Origin of the sequence: Flavihumibacter sp. (genome assembly GCF_036676075.1) — a bacterium.
GTDB lineage: Bacteria > Bacteroidota > Bacteroidia > Chitinophagales > Chitinophagaceae > Flavihumibacter.
This window is the reverse complement of sequence record NZ_JAKFDQ010000007.1, coordinates 787,139-803,350: the sequence shown is the minus strand read 5'-3', so window position 1 is coordinate 803,350 and position 16,212 is coordinate 787,139. Positions and strand designations below refer to the sequence as shown.

The 16,212-nt window shown below is 45.4% G+C and carries 15 protein-coding genes; 8 read left to right on the top strand and 7 right to left on the bottom strand.

Going from position 1 to position 16,212, the window contains the following annotated elements; translation table 11 throughout:
* Nucleotides 1-128: 128 nt before the first annotated feature.
* The 4 genes from V6M43_RS06335 (at nt 129) to V6M43_RS06320 (ending at nt 4,826) form a co-directional block, all read left to right on the top strand.
* Nucleotides 129-1,553 carry an MATE family efflux transporter gene (locus tag V6M43_RS06335; RefSeq protein WP_332733419.1) on the top strand — a complete coding sequence of 475 codons (1,425 nt, stop codon included), beginning with the start codon at nt 129-131 and terminating at the stop codon, nt 1,551-1,553.
* A gap of 125 nt (nt 1,554-1,678) precedes the next feature.
* The gene (locus V6M43_RS06330) at nt 1,679-2,908 is read left to right on the top strand and encodes an AI-2E family transporter (protein ID WP_332733417.1); all 1,230 of its coding nucleotides are present in this window, start codon (nt 1,679-1,681) and stop codon (nt 2,906-2,908) included.
* Between the two features lie 102 nt (nt 2,909-3,010).
* Nucleotides 3,011-3,856, top strand: coding sequence for a murein L,D-transpeptidase catalytic domain family protein (locus V6M43_RS06325; RefSeq protein ID WP_332733415.1), 846 nt, complete (start codon nt 3,011-3,013; stop codon nt 3,854-3,856).
* 82 nt (nt 3,857-3,938) lie between these two features.
* Nucleotides 3,939-4,826 (top strand): DUF3667 domain-containing protein, encoded by an 888-nt coding sequence (locus V6M43_RS06320; RefSeq protein ID WP_332733413.1) that lies wholly within the window; start codon nt 3,939-3,941, stop codon nt 4,824-4,826.
* A 59-nt stretch (nt 4,827-4,885) separates the two neighbouring features.
* Here V6M43_RS06320 and V6M43_RS06315 read toward each other — a convergent pair whose 3' ends face one another.
* On the bottom strand, nt 4,886-5,569 hold the full coding sequence (locus V6M43_RS06315) for a hypothetical protein (protein ID WP_332733411.1): 684 nt from the start codon (nt 5,567-5,569) through the stop codon (nt 4,886-4,888).
* On the bottom strand, nt 5,566-7,047 hold the full coding sequence (rpoN, locus tag V6M43_RS06310; RefSeq protein WP_332733409.1) for an RNA polymerase factor sigma-54: 1,482 nt from the start codon (nt 7,045-7,047) through the stop codon (nt 5,566-5,568). Before rpoN ends, V6M43_RS06315 begins: the two co-directional genes overlap by 4 nt.
* A gap of 81 nt (nt 7,048-7,128) precedes the next feature.
* Between rpoN and V6M43_RS06305 the strand changes: the two genes are divergently transcribed.
* Nucleotides 7,129-7,554, top strand: coding sequence for a hypothetical protein (locus V6M43_RS06305; RefSeq protein WP_332733407.1), 426 nt, complete (start codon nt 7,129-7,131; stop codon nt 7,552-7,554).
* A gap of 20 nt (nt 7,555-7,574) precedes the next feature.
* Here the strand turns inward: V6M43_RS06305 and V6M43_RS06300 are convergent, their stop codons facing one another.
* The 3 genes from V6M43_RS06300 to V6M43_RS06290 all read right to left on the bottom strand — a co-directional run bounded on the left by V6M43_RS06300 (nt 7,575) and on the right by V6M43_RS06290 (nt 10,571).
* Complete coding sequence (locus tag V6M43_RS06300; protein WP_332733405.1) at nt 7,575-8,897, bottom strand: glycoside hydrolase family 10 protein; 1,323 nt, start codon at nt 8,895-8,897, stop codon at nt 7,575-7,577.
* A 140-nt stretch (nt 8,898-9,037) separates the two neighbouring features.
* On the bottom strand, nt 9,038-9,493 hold the full coding sequence (locus V6M43_RS06295) for a MarR family winged helix-turn-helix transcriptional regulator (RefSeq protein ID WP_332733403.1): 456 nt from the start codon (nt 9,491-9,493) through the stop codon (nt 9,038-9,040).
* 52 nt (nt 9,494-9,545) lie between these two features.
* Nucleotides 9,546-10,571 carry a radical SAM/SPASM domain-containing protein gene (locus V6M43_RS06290; RefSeq protein ID WP_332733401.1) on the bottom strand — a complete coding sequence of 342 codons (1,026 nt, stop codon included), beginning with the start codon at nt 10,569-10,571 and terminating at the stop codon, nt 9,546-9,548.
* Between the two features lie 110 nt (nt 10,572-10,681).
* On the opposite strand from V6M43_RS06290, the gene V6M43_RS06285 reads away from it, so the two are divergent.
* Together V6M43_RS06285 and V6M43_RS06280 are read left to right on the top strand one after the other, a co-directional pair.
* Nucleotides 10,682-12,178, top strand: coding sequence for a choice-of-anchor I family protein (locus V6M43_RS06285; protein WP_332733399.1), 1,497 nt, complete (start codon nt 10,682-10,684; stop codon nt 12,176-12,178).
* Between the two features lie 611 nt (nt 12,179-12,789).
* Nucleotides 12,790-14,346 carry a hypothetical protein gene (locus V6M43_RS06280; RefSeq protein ID WP_332733397.1) on the top strand — a complete coding sequence of 519 codons (1,557 nt, stop codon included), beginning with the start codon at nt 12,790-12,792 and terminating at the stop codon, nt 14,344-14,346.
* Between the two features lie 36 nt (nt 14,347-14,382).
* Here V6M43_RS06280 and V6M43_RS06275 read toward each other — a convergent pair whose 3' ends face one another.
* Complete coding sequence (locus tag V6M43_RS06275; RefSeq protein WP_332733395.1) at nt 14,383-14,610, bottom strand: hypothetical protein; 228 nt, start codon at nt 14,608-14,610, stop codon at nt 14,383-14,385.
* A 45-nt stretch (nt 14,611-14,655) separates the two neighbouring features.
* Nucleotides 14,656-15,423 carry a glycoside hydrolase family 25 protein gene (locus V6M43_RS06270; protein WP_332733393.1) on the bottom strand — a complete coding sequence of 256 codons (768 nt, stop codon included), beginning with the start codon at nt 15,421-15,423 and terminating at the stop codon, nt 14,656-14,658.
* 149 nt (nt 15,424-15,572) lie between these two features.
* Here V6M43_RS06270 and V6M43_RS06265 point away from each other — a divergent pair, with 149 nt between their 5' ends.
* Nucleotides 15,573-16,106, top strand: a complete 534-nt coding sequence (locus V6M43_RS06265) for a hypothetical protein (RefSeq protein ID WP_332733391.1) — start codon at nt 15,573-15,575, stop codon at nt 16,104-16,106.
* Nucleotides 16,107-16,212 lie beyond the last annotated feature (106 nt).

Below are 16,212 nucleotides of genomic sequence, written 5' to 3'. Positions count from 1 at the left end.
TCCCGCCGACCTGGGTCTAATGACCTTTCCAAACAAAAAGGCAACAGGTAAACTCCTCGCTTGCCCTATCCGGTAATTTAACCGGCAACCCCTTAGCACAAGTTTTTTTAACCAACTGAACAATCACAATGCATCAGAACGACGCATCAACCCTTTCAATGGGTAATATATTTCGCCTTATACGCGCCGCCCTTCGCGGCGATGAACAGGATTATACATCAGGTAGCATCCGCCGCTCAGTGTTTCTCCTCGCTATTCCTATGATACTGGAGATGGGAATGGAAAGCGTTTTCGCGGTAGTGGACCTTTATTTCGTGGGAAGACTTCCCGATAGCCGGCATAATATTCAAACGGTGGGACTAACGGAGTCTGTCCTCTCACTTGTATATGCACTGGCCATCGGTATAAGTATGGCAGCCACGGCCATGGTAGCCCGAAGAATAGGAGAGAAAGACCCCCGCGCGGCAGCCCATGCTGCCATGCAATCACTATGGCTTTCACTCGCCATTACAGTGGTGATAAGCATAACAGGAATAATTCTGGCTCCCGATATACTCCGCTGGATGGGAGCCGAGGCCGAAACTATCGCCCTGGGTACCCCCTATACCAGGCTCATGATGGGAGGTAGCATAGTCATCATGCTGCTATTCCTTATCAATGGTATTTTCAGGGGCGCAGGTGATGCCTCCATGGCCATGAAAAGCCTTTGGATAGCCAATATAGCCAACATCATACTTTGTCCACTCCTGATCCTGGGCTGGGGACCATTCCCTGCACTTGGATTATTTGGTGCTGCCCTTGCCACTACCATAGGAAGGGGAATCGGTGTGTGCTACCAGGTTTACCACCTTTTCGGAGGAAAAGGAATCGTAAAACTTAAAACGGCTAACTGGCGGCCCGACTTCACCATCATTGGCTCCTTACTTAAAGTTGCTACACCAGGAACGATGCAGTTCATCATCGGTTCCTGCAGCTGGATCTTCCTTGCAAGACTGGTGGCCGAAACAGGTCATTCCGCCGCCTCCGCAGGATACCAGACGGCAATCAGGATCCTGATCTTTTTCCTCTTGCCGGCATGGGGAATGGCTAATGCTGCAGCAACGCTGGTGGGACAAAACCTCGGCGCCGGTCATCCGGATCGTGCGGAAAAATCAGTGAAAACCGCCGCGCTTTATAATACCATTTTCATGGCGGCCGTAATGCTTTTTTTCCTGGCAGCAGCTGATGTAATCGTGGGCTTTTTCACCACCGAAGCAGATGTGAAACGAATAGGCGTCCAGGCTTTACGTATAATGAGTGCCGGCTATATTTTCTATGGAATCGGAATGGTTATGGCCAATGCCTTTAATGGCGCCGGCGATACAAAAACCCCAACCTGGATAAACCTCTTCGGTTTCTGGCTTTTCCAGATACCACTGGCATATCTGCTCGCTAAAACATTGGAGATGGGACCCCTGGGTGTGTTCATCGCTATCCCCGTTGCAGAAACCGCAATCACCATCGCAGCATGGCTCCTGTTCCGAAGAGGCAGATGGAAAACGGTGGCGATATAAAAGGCAATAGGCAATAGTGAATAGGCAATAGTGAATAGGCAATTGATTTTACTTATCTTCATTTAGGTTATATTCTTCCATTCCCTATTGCCTATTCACTTCATAACTTTCACCATTAACCGACTATGAGCTACATCGATCCGGACAAACTTCGACAATCCTTTTTCCTCCTGATCATAGCGGGATTAGCAGTACTGCTTTTCTTTGAGATGAAAGCATTCCTGCCAGCCACCCTCGGTGCATTTACCTTGTTTGTTTTAATGGGGAAATGGATGCAGAAACTTGTAGACAGGGGATGGAAACAGTCGCTGGCAGCGGCAGCCCTGATGCTGTTATCATTCATTGTGATCGTATTACCAATAGGAGCAGTTGTGAAGCTGGTGATCTCCCGGCTAAGCATATCCGAACAACAAATAACAGAAGCCGTAAATGCCCTTAAATTATATATTGGACGTATAGAACAGAAGACCGGGTTTGAAATATTGAGTGATAAGTATATGGGACAGTTGAGTGAGCAAGTGGCCAAAACACTACCTGGCATACTGGGCGCCACTTTCAACACGCTCACTACCCTGGTTGTGATGTATTTCATTCTATATTTCATGCTTACCCAGCGAAAAGAAATGCTGGATGTGTTTACTGATCTTACCCCCATGAGCCGCAGGCACCAGCAAGACCTTCGTAAGGAAGTGGGGTCGCTGGTTTATTCCAATGCTATCGGTATCCCGCTCATTGCCATACTGCAGGGTATAGTTGGATTGATAGGGTTCCTGATTCTTGGTGTCAAAGAACCCATGCTCTGGTTTGCCATTACATGCATCACCGCCATGTTACCCATCGTAGGTGCAGCACTGGCCTATATTCCACTTGCCGTCATGTTTTTTGCGGCAGGAGATACCTGGCGAGGTGTTGCTATGCTGATATTCGGATTCGGGATCATTGGCACTGTAGATAATGTATTCCGATTCTGGCTTCAAAAAAAAATCGGCGATGTCCATCCGCTCATAACTGTTTTCGGTGTTATTATTGGATTGCAATTATTCGGTTTTATCGGACTTGTTTTTGGACCACTTCTTATATCTGTTTTCATTCTTCTTATTCGTATCTATAGATATGAATTCAGCAACAAAATAGAACCTTCCAATACTGACACCAAATCAGAAAGCAAGTCATTATCCAAACCCGGTTCCAAATCAGAAAACAGGTCTTCAGGCAAACCAGTTAACAAACCCCAAAATCAACAACCTCACAAACAACCAACGAAAGCAGCCACCAATCCACCTTCCAAATCAGAATCAAAATCCGAATCCAAATCAGAATCCCCACGCATCCCCATTCAAAAGAAAAAAGACTGAAACCTCCCTCTAAATCCTTCCATCTCTCCATCCCTCCATCTCTCCATAATATTTCCCCCGCTTCCCCGTTATATCCTTCCAAACCTCTGAAAAACCCAGATCATGAACCTGACCGTGAAAACTGTTATGGTAGGCTCGATGCTATTTGCAGGCCTGCTCACTCCCGTCTTTATGACTGGAAAAGACATCGGTGAATCAACAATCCGTATTACCGGATTCACTGCGCTGCTGATTGCAGACCACCCTACTAAACCCGGCTCCAAAAATCCGGTTTCTCCTGGTAACAGTAAGCCAATTGCTCTGGGCAAGACCAATGCATCAGCTAAGAAAATTACTTCAAACAAACTTGCTGAAGAAGCCACCGCCATCTATACAAAATTGGGCCTGCGCGCAAGAGGACTTTCTGCTGCTGCATTTCAGCATGCATGGCGGGGCTATAAGAACCTGCGTCAAATGGGAAAACTTCGTCGCGGTGATGTTCTGTCGATCTGCGACTTCAGCCAGTCTTCTCGCAGAAAACGCATGTATATCATTGACGTAGAAGAGATGAAATTACTTGTTCATACCTATGTAGCACATGGCCGGAATTCGGGAGGTGAGTATGCGAGGCAGTTTTCAAACCGTCCGGAGAGTCACCAAAGCAGCCTGGGTTTCTATGTAACAAGACAAACCTATTTCGGGGAGCATGGACTGGCATTAAAAATTGATGGGGTAGAAAGGGGGATCAATGACAAAGCTTCCGCACGCAATATTGTAGTACATGGATCGGATTATGTCGGTTCTGATTTCCTGAGATCAAATAAATTCAATGGCCGTAGTTTCGGCTGTCCTGCAGTACCCAGGGAACAATCAAAAAAAGTTATCAATGCCATTAAACATGGCAGTTGCCTGTTTATTTATCACCCGTCCAAAAAATACCTGGCGAAATCGCAGATACTCAACGCTTAGAATGGATGAGATCAATTGATGAACAGATCGGTTTTTTATCGCTTTTCTTTTTTATTTTGAGGTAAGAACCAAATCACCAACTGTGTCCAGCTCCAGCCATGAATGCCTGAACTGCCTTCATCCACTTGACCCAGCCGATAAATTTTGCCCGCAATGCGGGCAAAGCAGCGCTACGCATCGATTCACCATACCTCATATCTTCCACGAATTCTTTCATGCCTTTACACATACTGATAAATCAATATTCAGTCTTATTATAGCGCTTTTCACCCGACCCGGTAAACTGGTGGCTGAATACCTTGATGGCAAGCGAAAAAAAGTTTTCAACCCATTCACCTTCCTTCTTCTTGTAGCGGCCTTTTCTGTTCTGGTTCTTAGCCTCATAAAAACGAATGCCAGCCAGAACACTAAACCTGTTAGTAGCAATCCGCAGAAAACAGAAGAACGCAATTCTACAAACCCAAACATTGAATCAGGGAAGAACGGGAACCCCAATATTACCCCTGATATAAGCCAATCTAATAAGGTTAGTACTGAACGCGATTCTGAAATCCGTACAAGAGCAAATAATGTGAATTCATTCATGCAGAAGCGGCAGAACCTGGTAATGATCATTGCAGTTCCTTTCAATGCGTTGATATTTTTTGTCGCCTTCAGAAAGAAAGGAAGGAATTATGCTGAACACCTGGTGGCCAATGTATTTTTTGTTGGAATAGTAATCCTCTTCACCTCAATTATTTTCTACCCGCTGATGGCAGTTTATAACCGGCCACCTGCTTTATTCTGGCTCTTAGGCACTATGTTACTGTCGCATGTTCTGTATTACGCCTGGGCCTATGCGCAATTGTTTTCTATTCGCAGTGCTGGTGGAAAAATTGCCGTAGTTGGCGTGAGTTTATTAGCAATATTACTCTGGTCCGCTATTTCAAGAGCCCTAATCCAAATGTATATAATGGGCTCCTTTTCATAAATCCCACCTCTTACCTCTCACCTCTTACCTCTTATATCTTACCGGTTTTGCCTCTTACTTCACAGGACAATCACCGCAATCAGCATTGACACCAGCCCTGTTGCGTATCCCCACACGATCTCTTTGACAGTATGGTCACTCACGGCGAATCTGGCAGTTCCAACAGCTCCTGCAATAAGCAATGCAACAGAGAGAGGCATACCCATGGGGATCTCGCTGTTCCAGGCAAGGTGGATGAAAAAACCCGCCAGCACTCCCATTGCAATTGTATGCAGACTGATCTTAATGAAGTTGTTAGCCGTTAGCGCAATGATACTTGAAACAAAAACCGCGCAGAGCATCTGCACTAATTCAGGTGGATTATCCGGACGGTTTTTACTTACATAAAAGATCCAGAAATAGAAAATCATGGATGCCACAATTGGGATGATGCGGTCCTTTTTTTCCTTCAAATGAATGCTGCCCGCAAATCCGAGTTGCTTTAAAAGGAAAACAGTAAATGCGGGGAAAAGCGTTGTGCTCACCATCACAGAAGCAAGCTTTAATGTTTTATACCATTCATTCTCTCCGGCAAATGCAAATGGATGCAGGTAAAGAAGAAATGCGGTGATGTAGGCCGGAATGAAAAGCGGGTGAAAAATAAAGGACAGCAGGTGGCCAACAACACGAAGTGGCGCAGGCGTTTGTTCCGGTTCGGCACCCTGGGTAGCGGATTGCTCATTTAGTTCTGAGAAGACCATCATATTTCCTTTCTTAGTCGGGCCACCGGGATGTTTAATTGTTCACGGTACTTGGCCACTGTTCTGCGTGCAATGTTATAACCTTTTTCCTGCAAAAGTTCAGTAAGGCGTTCATCGCTCAGCGGTTTGCGCTTATGCTCTGCTTCCACAAGGTTGCTTAGAATTTTTTTCACCTCGCGTGTACTAACTTCTTCACCGCTCTCCGTACTCAGGCTCTCAGAGAAGAAAAACTTCAACCGGTAAGTGCCAAATTCTGTTTGTACAAACTTGCTATTGGCCACCCTGCTCACCGTTGAAATATCCAGGCCCGTCCGCTCTGCAATATCTTTGAGGATCATGGGGCGCATCGTAGTTTCATCTCCCGTGAGAAAAAATTCATGCTGGTATTCCATGATGGTGGACATGGTCATCATCAGTGTCTCCTGCCTTTGCTTGATAGCGTCTATAAACCATTTGGCCGCATCTATTTTCTGCTTGATAAAAAGTACGGCATCACGCTGGCGTTTATCTTTCTTTGTGCCTTTATCGTAATCCTTCAGCATATCGCGGTAGCCTTCACTGATTCGGAGGTCAGGTGCATTTTTGCTGTTGAGGGTGAGTTCAAGTTTTCCGCCATTATTATAGATGAAAAAATCAGGCAGCACATAACTTTCGGCCTTGTTGATCTCACCTATATTTCCACCAGGTTTGGGACTCAGCTTAATGATTTGCTGGATGATCTCTTTTAATTGGTCATCATCAATATTTAATCCCCGCTGGATCTTATCATAATGTTTTTTGGTGAATTCATCGAAGTAACGCGTAAGGATCTCAATAGCCCCTTCAACCGCAATACCTCCAACAGACCGGCGGCGCTCCAGTTGCAGGAGAAGGCATTCCTGCAGGTCGCGGGCAGCCACGCCGGCGGGATCAAATTGTTGTATAAGTCTTATCAGTCCTTCGATCTCTTCTTCGGTTGCATCAATATTCTGACGGAAAGCAAGATCATCCTGGATGGATGCTGTTTCGCGGCGAAGGTATCCATCGTCATCAATGCTTCCTACGATCTGCTCGGCGATCTTGCTACTCCGCTCATCGAGTTTCAGCATACCTAATTGATCGGCCAGCGTATCATGAAGCGTGGTCTCAACTTTAAAGGGCATCACCTGCTTATCATCAAGCTCGGGGTAATTATCATCCCGAAGCCGGTAATCGGCAATATCATCATCCCCTTCATGAACATAGTCGCTGATATCTATCTTATCATACTCATCTTCGCTTCCTTCTGTATCATATTCCTCCTCACCCTCAAATTCATCCCGGTTTTCATCAAATTCATCAGAAGCTTCATCCGATTGCTCCAGGGCCGGATTCTCCTCCAGCTCCTCCTTGATCCGCTCTTCGAGGTTTGCCGTTGGCACCTGCAGCAGCTTCATCAGCTGTATCTGCTGAGGAGAAAGCTTCTGTAGTAATTTTTGTTGTAAACTTTGACTAAGTGCCATACGTTATTAGGGTTTATGGCGCACCAGTCCGGTGGGATGGTCGCGCTTTCCACAAAAACCAGGCCGTAAATTACAAAATTCATGGTAATACAGGGGAAAGGATTCCTTAAAATTCTATTAACACTGCTTTTTGGAGCAGTATGGATGCGCTCAAATGCGCAACAGGAGCGGATTTTGCACCTTCAGGATCTTTTTTTTGACTCCCCTGTCGCAATTGTGGATAAAATAGAAAAAAATTTCAATATTTCTGCTGCCGGGAGGTCTATTCCGGGGACCAAACCTATGGCTCTTTGGACCTCATACAGCACCACCCTGCCTGTTATTCAACAATATCCTCCTACAAAGATCGCCCCGCATACGTCTATGGATCAATGGGGAATATTTTGTGTGGGCGAGTGGAAATTCGAACAACGCACCGGCATCCCCCTTCGGTTTCGGCTGGGTTCACTTCAATATGTTGATATGCTGGAAGGGAAGAGCCAGGGATATGATTTCAAGCGGCGGTAGATCCATCTAGCGCTTACTGTTTATTCACCAAGCGCAGGCTCCTTCTCGGGAATCCACTCCATAACAGGTATGGTTGCACGCTGCCTGTAATAATTAAGTCTTAAACTATCGCTCCATCCATTCGGATTTTTCACGAAACTTTTACTGCTAAAATAAACCGCCCCATGAACATTTGGGGTTTTGCGAACTGCCTCAATCATCCTTGGCAACTGTGTCTTATCCCGCCATGGCGCACTGGTTCCTGCCTTATAGATTCCCAAACCTATATAGCAATGCTTTCCATAGCTGTTTCGACTCCACCAGTCGAGCAAAACTTCAAAAGCAGCAGCCTTATGCCCAAACTCCCAGTAGATCTGTGGAGCTACATAATCGATCCAGCCCTCGCGAAGCCAAAGAAGGATATCAGCATAGAGATCATCATAATTTGTTACCCCTGCAGTGGTTGCACTCCCCATAGGGTCCTTATCTGCATTGCGCCAAACGCCAAAAGGTGAGATGCCGAATTTTACCCAGGGCTTTTCTTCCTTGATGGCGCGCGATAAACCCACAATAATGGAGTCCACATTGCTCCGGCGCCAATCGTCGCGCGTCATACCATTTCCATATTCCCTGAATGTTTTTGTATCAGGAAATTCCTTTCCCGCAAGCCGGTATGGATAGAAATAATCATCAAAATGCACCGCATCAATAGTATAGCGCTTCACAAGATCTCTTACCACCTTAACCACGAAAGCCTGCGCTTCTTTGTTACCCGGATCAAAATAGGTCTTATCACCATAATTAAGGAACCAGTCGGGGTGCTGTCTACTTACATGGTCGGGGGCCGGAACAGATTTTTTTATATTGAAGACGGCGCGATATGGATTCAGCCAGGCATGAAATTCCATTCCCCGCTTATGCGCCTCGCTGATCATAAATTGCAAAGGATCATAGAAGGGCACGGGTGGCTTACCCTGCTTGCCTGTGAGCCACTCGCTCCACGGTTCGTAAGGCGAGGGGTAGAAGGCATCAGCAGCCGGACGTACCTGCACTATCACTGCATTCATACCATTCCTTTCATGCATGTTCAGCAGCCTTATATATTCCAGTTTCTGGTCATCGGGATGATAACTGCCAGCATCAGGCCAGTCAATATTTGTGACGGTAGCGATCCATGCACCCCTGAACTCAGGAGCAGCTGTTGCCATGCCGGCAACAGTAATTTCCATTGGCGCGGCAACGGGCGCTTTGGGAAGGGCTGCAGGAGGAACGCCTTTCGGTACTTCAGGAGTCTGGCTTCTGACTCCCACGGCAGACGACAACAAAATAAAAATGGAAAGAATACGGGTAAGAGATTTTTTCATTTCTGAGATTTCATCAACAATCGCAACGCTTAAAACTAAGGCAGTTGCGTTGGTTTCCATTTATTGGAACCGTTAAATATATTGGAGTTTAATTTCCACACTAAAATGATTGGATCCTCTGATGTTTATTGCCTCGCGAGTCAATCCTGAGAGTTGCGCAATTTATCGAGTAAACTATTAAGCTGCAGTGCCTCTGCTTCATCAAGGTTTTTTAATACGGCTTCCATATCATCTTCCTGGGCATCCATCTGCGATAACAGTTCTTTTCCCTTCTCCGTTATAACAACATCCACCAGCCTCCTGTCAGCACCGCAAACTGTTTTACGCACAAGGTCCTTCTTTACCAGCCTGTCAACAATGCGGGAAGTATCACTCATCTTGTCCAGCATCCGCTGCCGAATCTGCAGGGTACTCAGCGGCTCACCCGCCCCCCGAAGGATGCGCAGGATATTGAATTGCTGGTTGGTAAGATCATAGTGGTCAAGGAACTTACGGGTGTTTTCCATCAGCCAGTTGTAGGAAAAGATCATATTGATCATCGCCTTCTGGTGCTCATTTCTGAACTTTCGCTGGTTGATGTCCTTATTGAGACTCATAAAATGAATGGTTAAACGATAAAATTACAGAAATTCCATGTGCCCACTTCAATTATCCCCACACTTTAGTTCCCTCAGAACAGTTTGCGCATATATCAATATTCGCTCTTCCCGCCAGTAATTTAGAGCGGAAACTTTTATAATCACGATCCTGCCAAACCTCTTTAAATGGCTTTCCCTTCAGGTTCCCGAGCTGGTGCTGTGCATCCTTATCAAAACAACAGGGAACAACCAATCCATCCCAGGTTATGACCGGCGAATGCCAGGCACGCCAGCAATGATTTGCCAGACTGCCTTTGAATTGATAATCTCCTTTCTCGTTCTTCTTATACCTGCTATACTTATCCAACGTTGGGATCAGCTGGTTGGGATCATTTTCATAATCATATACCTGCGCGGTCTTCAGCCAAACATCATCCACACCAATTTCTTTACCCAGGGCCTTTACCTCATCTATCTGGTGTTCATTGGGCTTAACCACCAGAAACTGGAATACCACCAAAGGTGTTTTGCTCTTCAGTTCTTTCTTCCATCGCACAATATTTCTGGCGCCCTCAAGCACCTTATCCAGTTTTCCGCCCACCCGGTACTGCTGGTAAATTTCCTGGGTGGTGCCATCCAGAGAAATGATCAGCCTGTCGAGCCCACTCTCTACCGTTTTGCGCGCATTTTCATCTGTTAGATAATGCGCATTGGTGGAAGTGGCTGTATAGATCCCTTTACCTCCGGCATATTTCACCATTTCAAGGAAGCCCGGATTCAGGTAAGGCTCACCCTGGAAATAAAATACCAGGTAATAAAGATGCCGATGCAATTGATCAATGGTATCCCGAAAAAAATCCTGCTGCAGCATACCCGTTGGGCGGGTGAATGCCCTGAGTCCACTCGGGCACTCGGGGCACCGAAGGTTGCATGATGTAGTTGGCTCAAAAGAGATAGAGATCGGCAATCCCCATTGCACAGGCTGCTTCAGGTACTTACTCACATAATAACTTCCCAATACTTTGGAGGCATTCCAGGCCCTGCGGATTGTGAGCTTGCGAAGTAGATTGACTGAATCAGTGAAATTAAAGGGCATGGCGCAAATATACGTTTCTCCTTACCTTAACCATTTTATAACCCTTCTTTACATTATTGTTTGATGCCCGGCATAACCCTTGCTATTCACAGGAAAATACTATATCAGATATGAAAAAATTTCTCTTTATTATATTACTGGCCGGGGCATTATCTGGGTGGAACAATAACAGTAAACCTGTGTTCCCAAAAGAGAGCCCTGCAAGTTTTGAGGAGATTGGATCCATAGATATAGGTGGTCAGGGGGCTGCTGAGATCACCGCCTTCGATCCCATTACCAGGAGATTATTCGTTGTTAATAATACAGGTCCTAATAAGATCGATGTACTTGATTTTAGTAATCCTGCATCAATGAGAATAATAGCTGATATTAACATCAGTTCATTAGGTCTTGTAAATAGTCTAGCCGTTTCAGAGGGCAAACTTGCTGCTGCTGTAGAAGCGCAGAATAAACAGGATAATGGCTGTGTAATTATATACGACACAAAGTCACTGGCAGAAATAAAACAAATAATGGTAGGCGCTTTGCCAGATATGATATGCTACAGTGCAGATGGAAATTTTATTGTCACCGCAAATGAAGGCGAGCCCAGCGTGGACTATACAAACGATCCTTTGGGAACAGTATCAATCATATCTGTGAGAGATAATTATTCTGTAAAAACACTTGATTTCAACGCTTATAACAAGCAGGCATATGCGCTGAAGGAAAAGGGTCTGAGAATTTTTGGTCCAGGTGCAAGTGTTGCCCAGGATTTCGAGCCTGAATATATCACGGTATCCCCTGATTCTAAAACCGCCTGGGTTACGTTGCAGGAGAACAATGCTATTGCCCGAATCAACCTGCAATCTAAAACTATCACCGGCATCTTTCCCCTGGGTTATAAAGACTTTAGCCAGGGAACAAATGGAATCGATCCAAGTGATGCAGATGGAATCGAGGAATTGCGTGCTGTAAAAACCTATGGCATGTATCAACCCGATGCTATTGCAAACCTGGAAATAAAAGGAATACCATATTTATTTACAGTGAATGAAGGTGATCCCCGTGAATACGAGGCATTCGTTGAAAGCAAACGAGTTGGTGTTATAGATTTTGATAAAGTCGTATTTCAGGATGCCCCGGTATTAAAGGAAAAAGCTAATCTCGGCAGACTCAATATCACTACTTCACAGGGTGATACCGATGGTGATGGTGATTATGATGAGCTCTATTCTTTTGGTGCCCGTTCATTCAGTGTGTGGAATGGTAATACCGGAGAGCTGCTGTTCGATAGCAAAAATGAACTGGAGAAAAAGATCATTGCTGCAGGCATCTATGACGACAAACGCAGTGATGATAAGGGCGTAGAACCGGAAGGTATCGCACTGGGGAATGTTGGCAATAAAATAATTGCATTTGTAGGATTGGAGCGCGTGGATGCAGTAGCGCTATACGATGTAACAAACCCCGGCAATCCGCAGTTCCTGCAAATACTCAAAACTGGCGATGCTCCGGAAGGCATTTTATTTATTCCTGCGCTGCAAAGTCCCACCGGCAAAAGCCTGCTGGTAGTAAGCAGCGAAGGGGATGGGGTGATTAAGGTGTTTAGTCCGCAAAGCCTGTAGGAGGGATGGAGAGATGGAGGGATCGAAGGCAATAGGCAATAGAAAGTAAGATGTTTTTCTGACCGTAGATTGAAGGTGTACCGTATAGGGTACACCTTTTTATTCAGTCTATAAATGTTCTGATGACGGTTACTAAAAGAGACTAATTACAGATATAATTTAAAGAGTATAGCTTGGAAGCAATTGATTTTCAACCCGAAAAATAGTTTGTTAATTTTTTAACAATTTTTTGGTGGAATTGGAGGAATTCACCCTATCTTCACGACCGCTTATAAAAAAAAGAAGGTCCACTGTAGAAACAGTCGACCTCTAACGATTGCTTGCCATATAAAAAAAACGTTCGAATCTTGTTTGTCCCGTCTGGCCCTTTAGCTTTCGGGGGAATGAGTTCCGGATGTCAGGCCTCTAATTCTTGCTTTGCCCTTTCTAACGATTGTCTTCCTTTCTAACGGTTGCTTGCCAATTTTTTCTTTTCTCCTGAACTCTGATGTAAAAGTAATGCCTGTTATAAGTGGTTTAAAATCATATTTAGCCACTTTTTATTACTCCAAAAAGGGTAATTTTGCGCCTAATCGCTTATCCAGCAAGGAGTTCCGAAAAAAAACCTAATGATGCCCAACCGATCTACAGATGCTTTATTTCAATTAATAAAATCACTTCACAAGGCCGAAAAGCGACATTTCAAGCTCTATATCAAGCGTGCAACAGCAAAAGAGGATCTGAAAATTGTGGAATTATTTGACACACTCGACAAACTCGACGATTATGAGGAAAGGGAATTGCTCAAAAAACTCCCTTCCATCAAAAAGCCCCAGCTCAACAATATCAAATCGCATCTCTATAAACAGCTTCTTGCCAGCCTGCGCGACCTGAAAAGCACTGATACCCTTGAACTGCAGCTCTCCGAACAACTCGATAATGCCCGTATCCTCTACCACAAAGGCCTCAAACACCAGGCCATGCGGATTCTTGAACGCGCCAAGGAACTGGCCACGGCCAATGGAAAGTTCAACTACCTGGCGCAGGTGATCTCACTGGAGAAAAAGATCGAAACCCTGCATATCACCCGCACCATCCAGGAAAAAACTGAAAAGCTTACCCAGGAGGCCCTCGAGATCAGCGGTCATATCGACCGCGTTACCCGGCTGAGCAACCTGGCGCTTCGCCTTTATGGCTGGTATGTGATGCATGGTCACGCGCGCAATGAAAAAGATGAAACAGGTATCAGGCAATTCTTTAAAGAACAACTGCCTTCGGATGCATTTGAGCTCACAGATTTCTATGAGAAGCTTTATCTCTACCAGAGCTATACCTGGTATGCCTTCATCCGGCAGGATTTTCTCATGTACTATCGTTACTCAAAAAAATGGGTTGATCTTTTTTATGAGCAGGAAGTGATGCAGAAGGTGGAGATAGGTCACTTTATAAAGGGATTGCATAACCTACTGAACGCACATTTCGATTTGCGAAACTACCAGCAGTTCCAGGTGGTGCTAAAACAGTTTGAGGAATTTGCCAAAACGCCCATCGCGCAGCAGCACGATAATTTCCGGATCCATACTGATATCTATATCAACAGTGCCCGACTTAACTGGCACCTGATGACTGGCACATTCAAAGAGGGATTAGGATTGGTAAGTACAATGGCCAACAACCTCAAAGAATATGAACTCTATGTTGATCCGCATCGCATCGTTGTGTTCTATTATAAGTTTGCCACCTTGTATTTTGGCAGCGGCGATTATAATACCTGTATAGACTACCTGCAAAAGATCATCAACGATACCTCCGCCAACCTCCGCATCGATCTGCAGAGTTATGCCAGGCTCATGCACATGATGGCGCATTACGAATTGGGCAACGATGATATCATGGAGTCACAGATCAAATCCGTTTATCGTTTCATGGCGAAGATGAAGAACCTGACGGTGGTGGAAGAAGAGATGTTCCGTTTCATCAGGCATTCATTCGGATTGAGTCCGCGTAAGCTAAAACCCGAACTCGAAAAATTCCTGCAGAAGATCAAGCACCTCGAGAAGAACCGCTTTGAAACCCGCGCCTTCGCCTATCTCGATATCATCTCCTGGGTAGAGAGCAAAGTATTTGAAAAGCCAATGAACCGGGTGATAAATGAGAAATACTTAGCGAGCAGGAAAAGGAGATACTGATGGAGGGATAGAGGGATGGAGAGATGGAGGGAAAGCCTAAATCGGTTTACTCCAGAGCTTGATGAAATATCGGATCAGGGCAATAAGGCTGATCAGAAAAAAAGCATAGAAGATATAATTTCCGAGAGTTGGTGTATTTGCGAAGAAGAACCATCCGAACCATAATCCGAGTGTAACGTTGGTGAGCATCCATAAAGCACCCACACTAACGGTCATCAGTGTTCGCGTTAGCAGATCCCGGGCATCTTTTTCCATTTCACTCATAAAAAATATTTTACCTCCATCCCTCCATCCCTCCATCCCTCCGTTTCATTCTATCAAAAGGTCCGCAAAATCCGTGGAGTCGCCATTAAAAACATTGAAATCCACTTTGCCCCTGATACCATTTACATTGCCAGTTTCGCTGTACTGCCAGAAGGCCCAATTGCGGGCGATACGGGGACGGTCCTTTCTCAGGTAATGCGCCACCCAGAGAGGGTAGTTATCAAAATCACCTTTCAGGAATTTATTATAGAATTCAACATTGGTATAGATGATAGGTTTAACCCCATAATGTGCCTCGAGGCGGTCGAGGAATGCCTTCACCTCGGCTCTTAATTTATCGGGAGTTACACCATAGGTCTGCTCCACATCCAAAACGGGGGGGAGGTCACCTTTCTCCAGTTCCACCCTGCTGATAAAGTTCTCGGCCTGTTCACTACCACTCTTGGGAGCCAGAAAAAAATGATAGGCCCCACGGGTTATGCCTGCATCCCCTGCATTACGCCAGTTCCTGTTGAATTGCGCGTCCATATTTCCCAACCCCTCCGTAGCCTTGATAAACACAAACCCTATACGCACATCCTCCGCCACCATCTCTTTAACCATCTCCCAATTGATGCGTTGCTGGTATTTAGAAACATCGATGCCATGGATGGAATAATTGGCAGGCACTTCAATCCCGAATTCCTCATAATGTTCAAAATCGGGTCGGCTGCTGCTGAACCACCACCAACCCAATAGTGCCACCACTACTAATATAAGTACTGCCAGCAGGGAACGGGGACCAGTAATATTTGTCGCTTTCTTTTTCGCCATGCGTCGGCAAATTTATGGATTTAGACCTCCCCTCCATCCCTCCACCTCTCCATCTCTCCCTTCCATCCCTCCATCCCTCCATCTCTCCATCACAATTTTTCCCTTTTCTGGAACGTTATTTGCCAATAATCTGTTCCAATTGTACCAATATGAAAACAATCACCCTACTGCTTACTTTTTTTGCCTTCAGCTTTATTTCCTGCGAAAAGATCGACAAGCTAACCCAGTTCACCATCAATGACCAGTTCGAGACAACCATAAAGGCCGGCCTCGCCACCCTGGCACCTACCGATATGGAAACACCACCCGTTACCTCCATCGCCGAAAAGGAACTCACCATGAACAACTCCCGGATCGATATGATCGAATCGGTGAAACTGGAAGAACTGAAGATGGTGATCTTCGACCCTACCGGCCGCACCTTTGATTTCCTTAAGGATATTGAAATATTTATTGCGGCTGATGGACTGCCGGAAAAGAAAATCGCTTCTGCCAATAACCTGGCCGACGATGTTACCAATACCATTCGCCTCACCACCGAGAATGTGGAACTGGAACAATACCTTAAAAAAGGGACCTATACCATCCGCATGCGGGTTACAACTGATAAGATCATTAACCAGGACATCAAGGTACGCAGCACCGCCAAATTTTTTGTGGATGCCAAAGTATTGGGACTCTGATCGTTAACATATTCTGAAAATATAAAGGGATCGCATCACAGCGGTCTCTTTTTTTATGCTATTAGCCGGCAATCCGCTAAATTGTAGGTTGATTAAAAACAAGACC

Coding starts and splice junctions, on each gene's coding strand:
- V6M43_RS06270 (WP_332733393.1), bottom strand. CDS start 15,423: ATGGCGAAAAAGAAAGCGACAAATATTACTGGTCCCCGTTCCCTGCTG.
- V6M43_RS06330 (WP_332733417.1), top strand. CDS start 1,679: ATGAGCTACATCGATCCGGACAAACTTCGACAATCCTTTTTCCTCCTG.
- V6M43_RS06305 (WP_332733407.1), top strand. CDS start 7,129: ATGGTAATACAGGGGAAAGGATTCCTTAAAATTCTATTAACACTGCTT.
- V6M43_RS06290 (WP_332733401.1), bottom strand. CDS start 10,571: ATGCCCTTTAATTTCACTGATTCAGTCAATCTACTTCGCAAGCTCACA.
- V6M43_RS06265 (WP_332733391.1), top strand. CDS start 15,573: ATGAAAACAATCACCCTACTGCTTACTTTTTTTGCCTTCAGCTTTATT.
- V6M43_RS06285 (WP_332733399.1), top strand. CDS start 10,682: ATGAAAAAATTTCTCTTTATTATATTACTGGCCGGGGCATTATCTGGG.
- V6M43_RS06335 (WP_332733419.1), top strand. CDS start 129: ATGCATCAGAACGACGCATCAACCCTTTCAATGGGTAATATATTTCGC.
- rpoN (WP_332733409.1), bottom strand. CDS start 7,047: ATGGCACTTAGTCAAAGTTTACAACAAAAATTACTACAGAAGCTTTCT.
- V6M43_RS06300 (WP_332733405.1), bottom strand. CDS start 8,897: ATGAAAAAATCTCTTACCCGTATTCTTTCCATTTTTATTTTGTTGTCG.
- V6M43_RS06275 (WP_332733395.1), bottom strand. CDS start 14,610: ATGAGTGAAATGGAAAAAGATGCCCGGGATCTGCTAACGCGAACACTG.
- V6M43_RS06315 (WP_332733411.1), bottom strand. CDS start 5,569: ATGATGGTCTTCTCAGAACTAAATGAGCAATCCGCTACCCAGGGTGCC.
- V6M43_RS06325 (WP_332733415.1), top strand. CDS start 3,011: ATGAACCTGACCGTGAAAACTGTTATGGTAGGCTCGATGCTATTTGCA.
- V6M43_RS06280 (WP_332733397.1), top strand. CDS start 12,790: ATGCCCAACCGATCTACAGATGCTTTATTTCAATTAATAAAATCACTT.
- V6M43_RS06295 (WP_332733403.1), bottom strand. CDS start 9,493: ATGAGTCTCAATAAGGACATCAACCAGCGAAAGTTCAGAAATGAGCAC.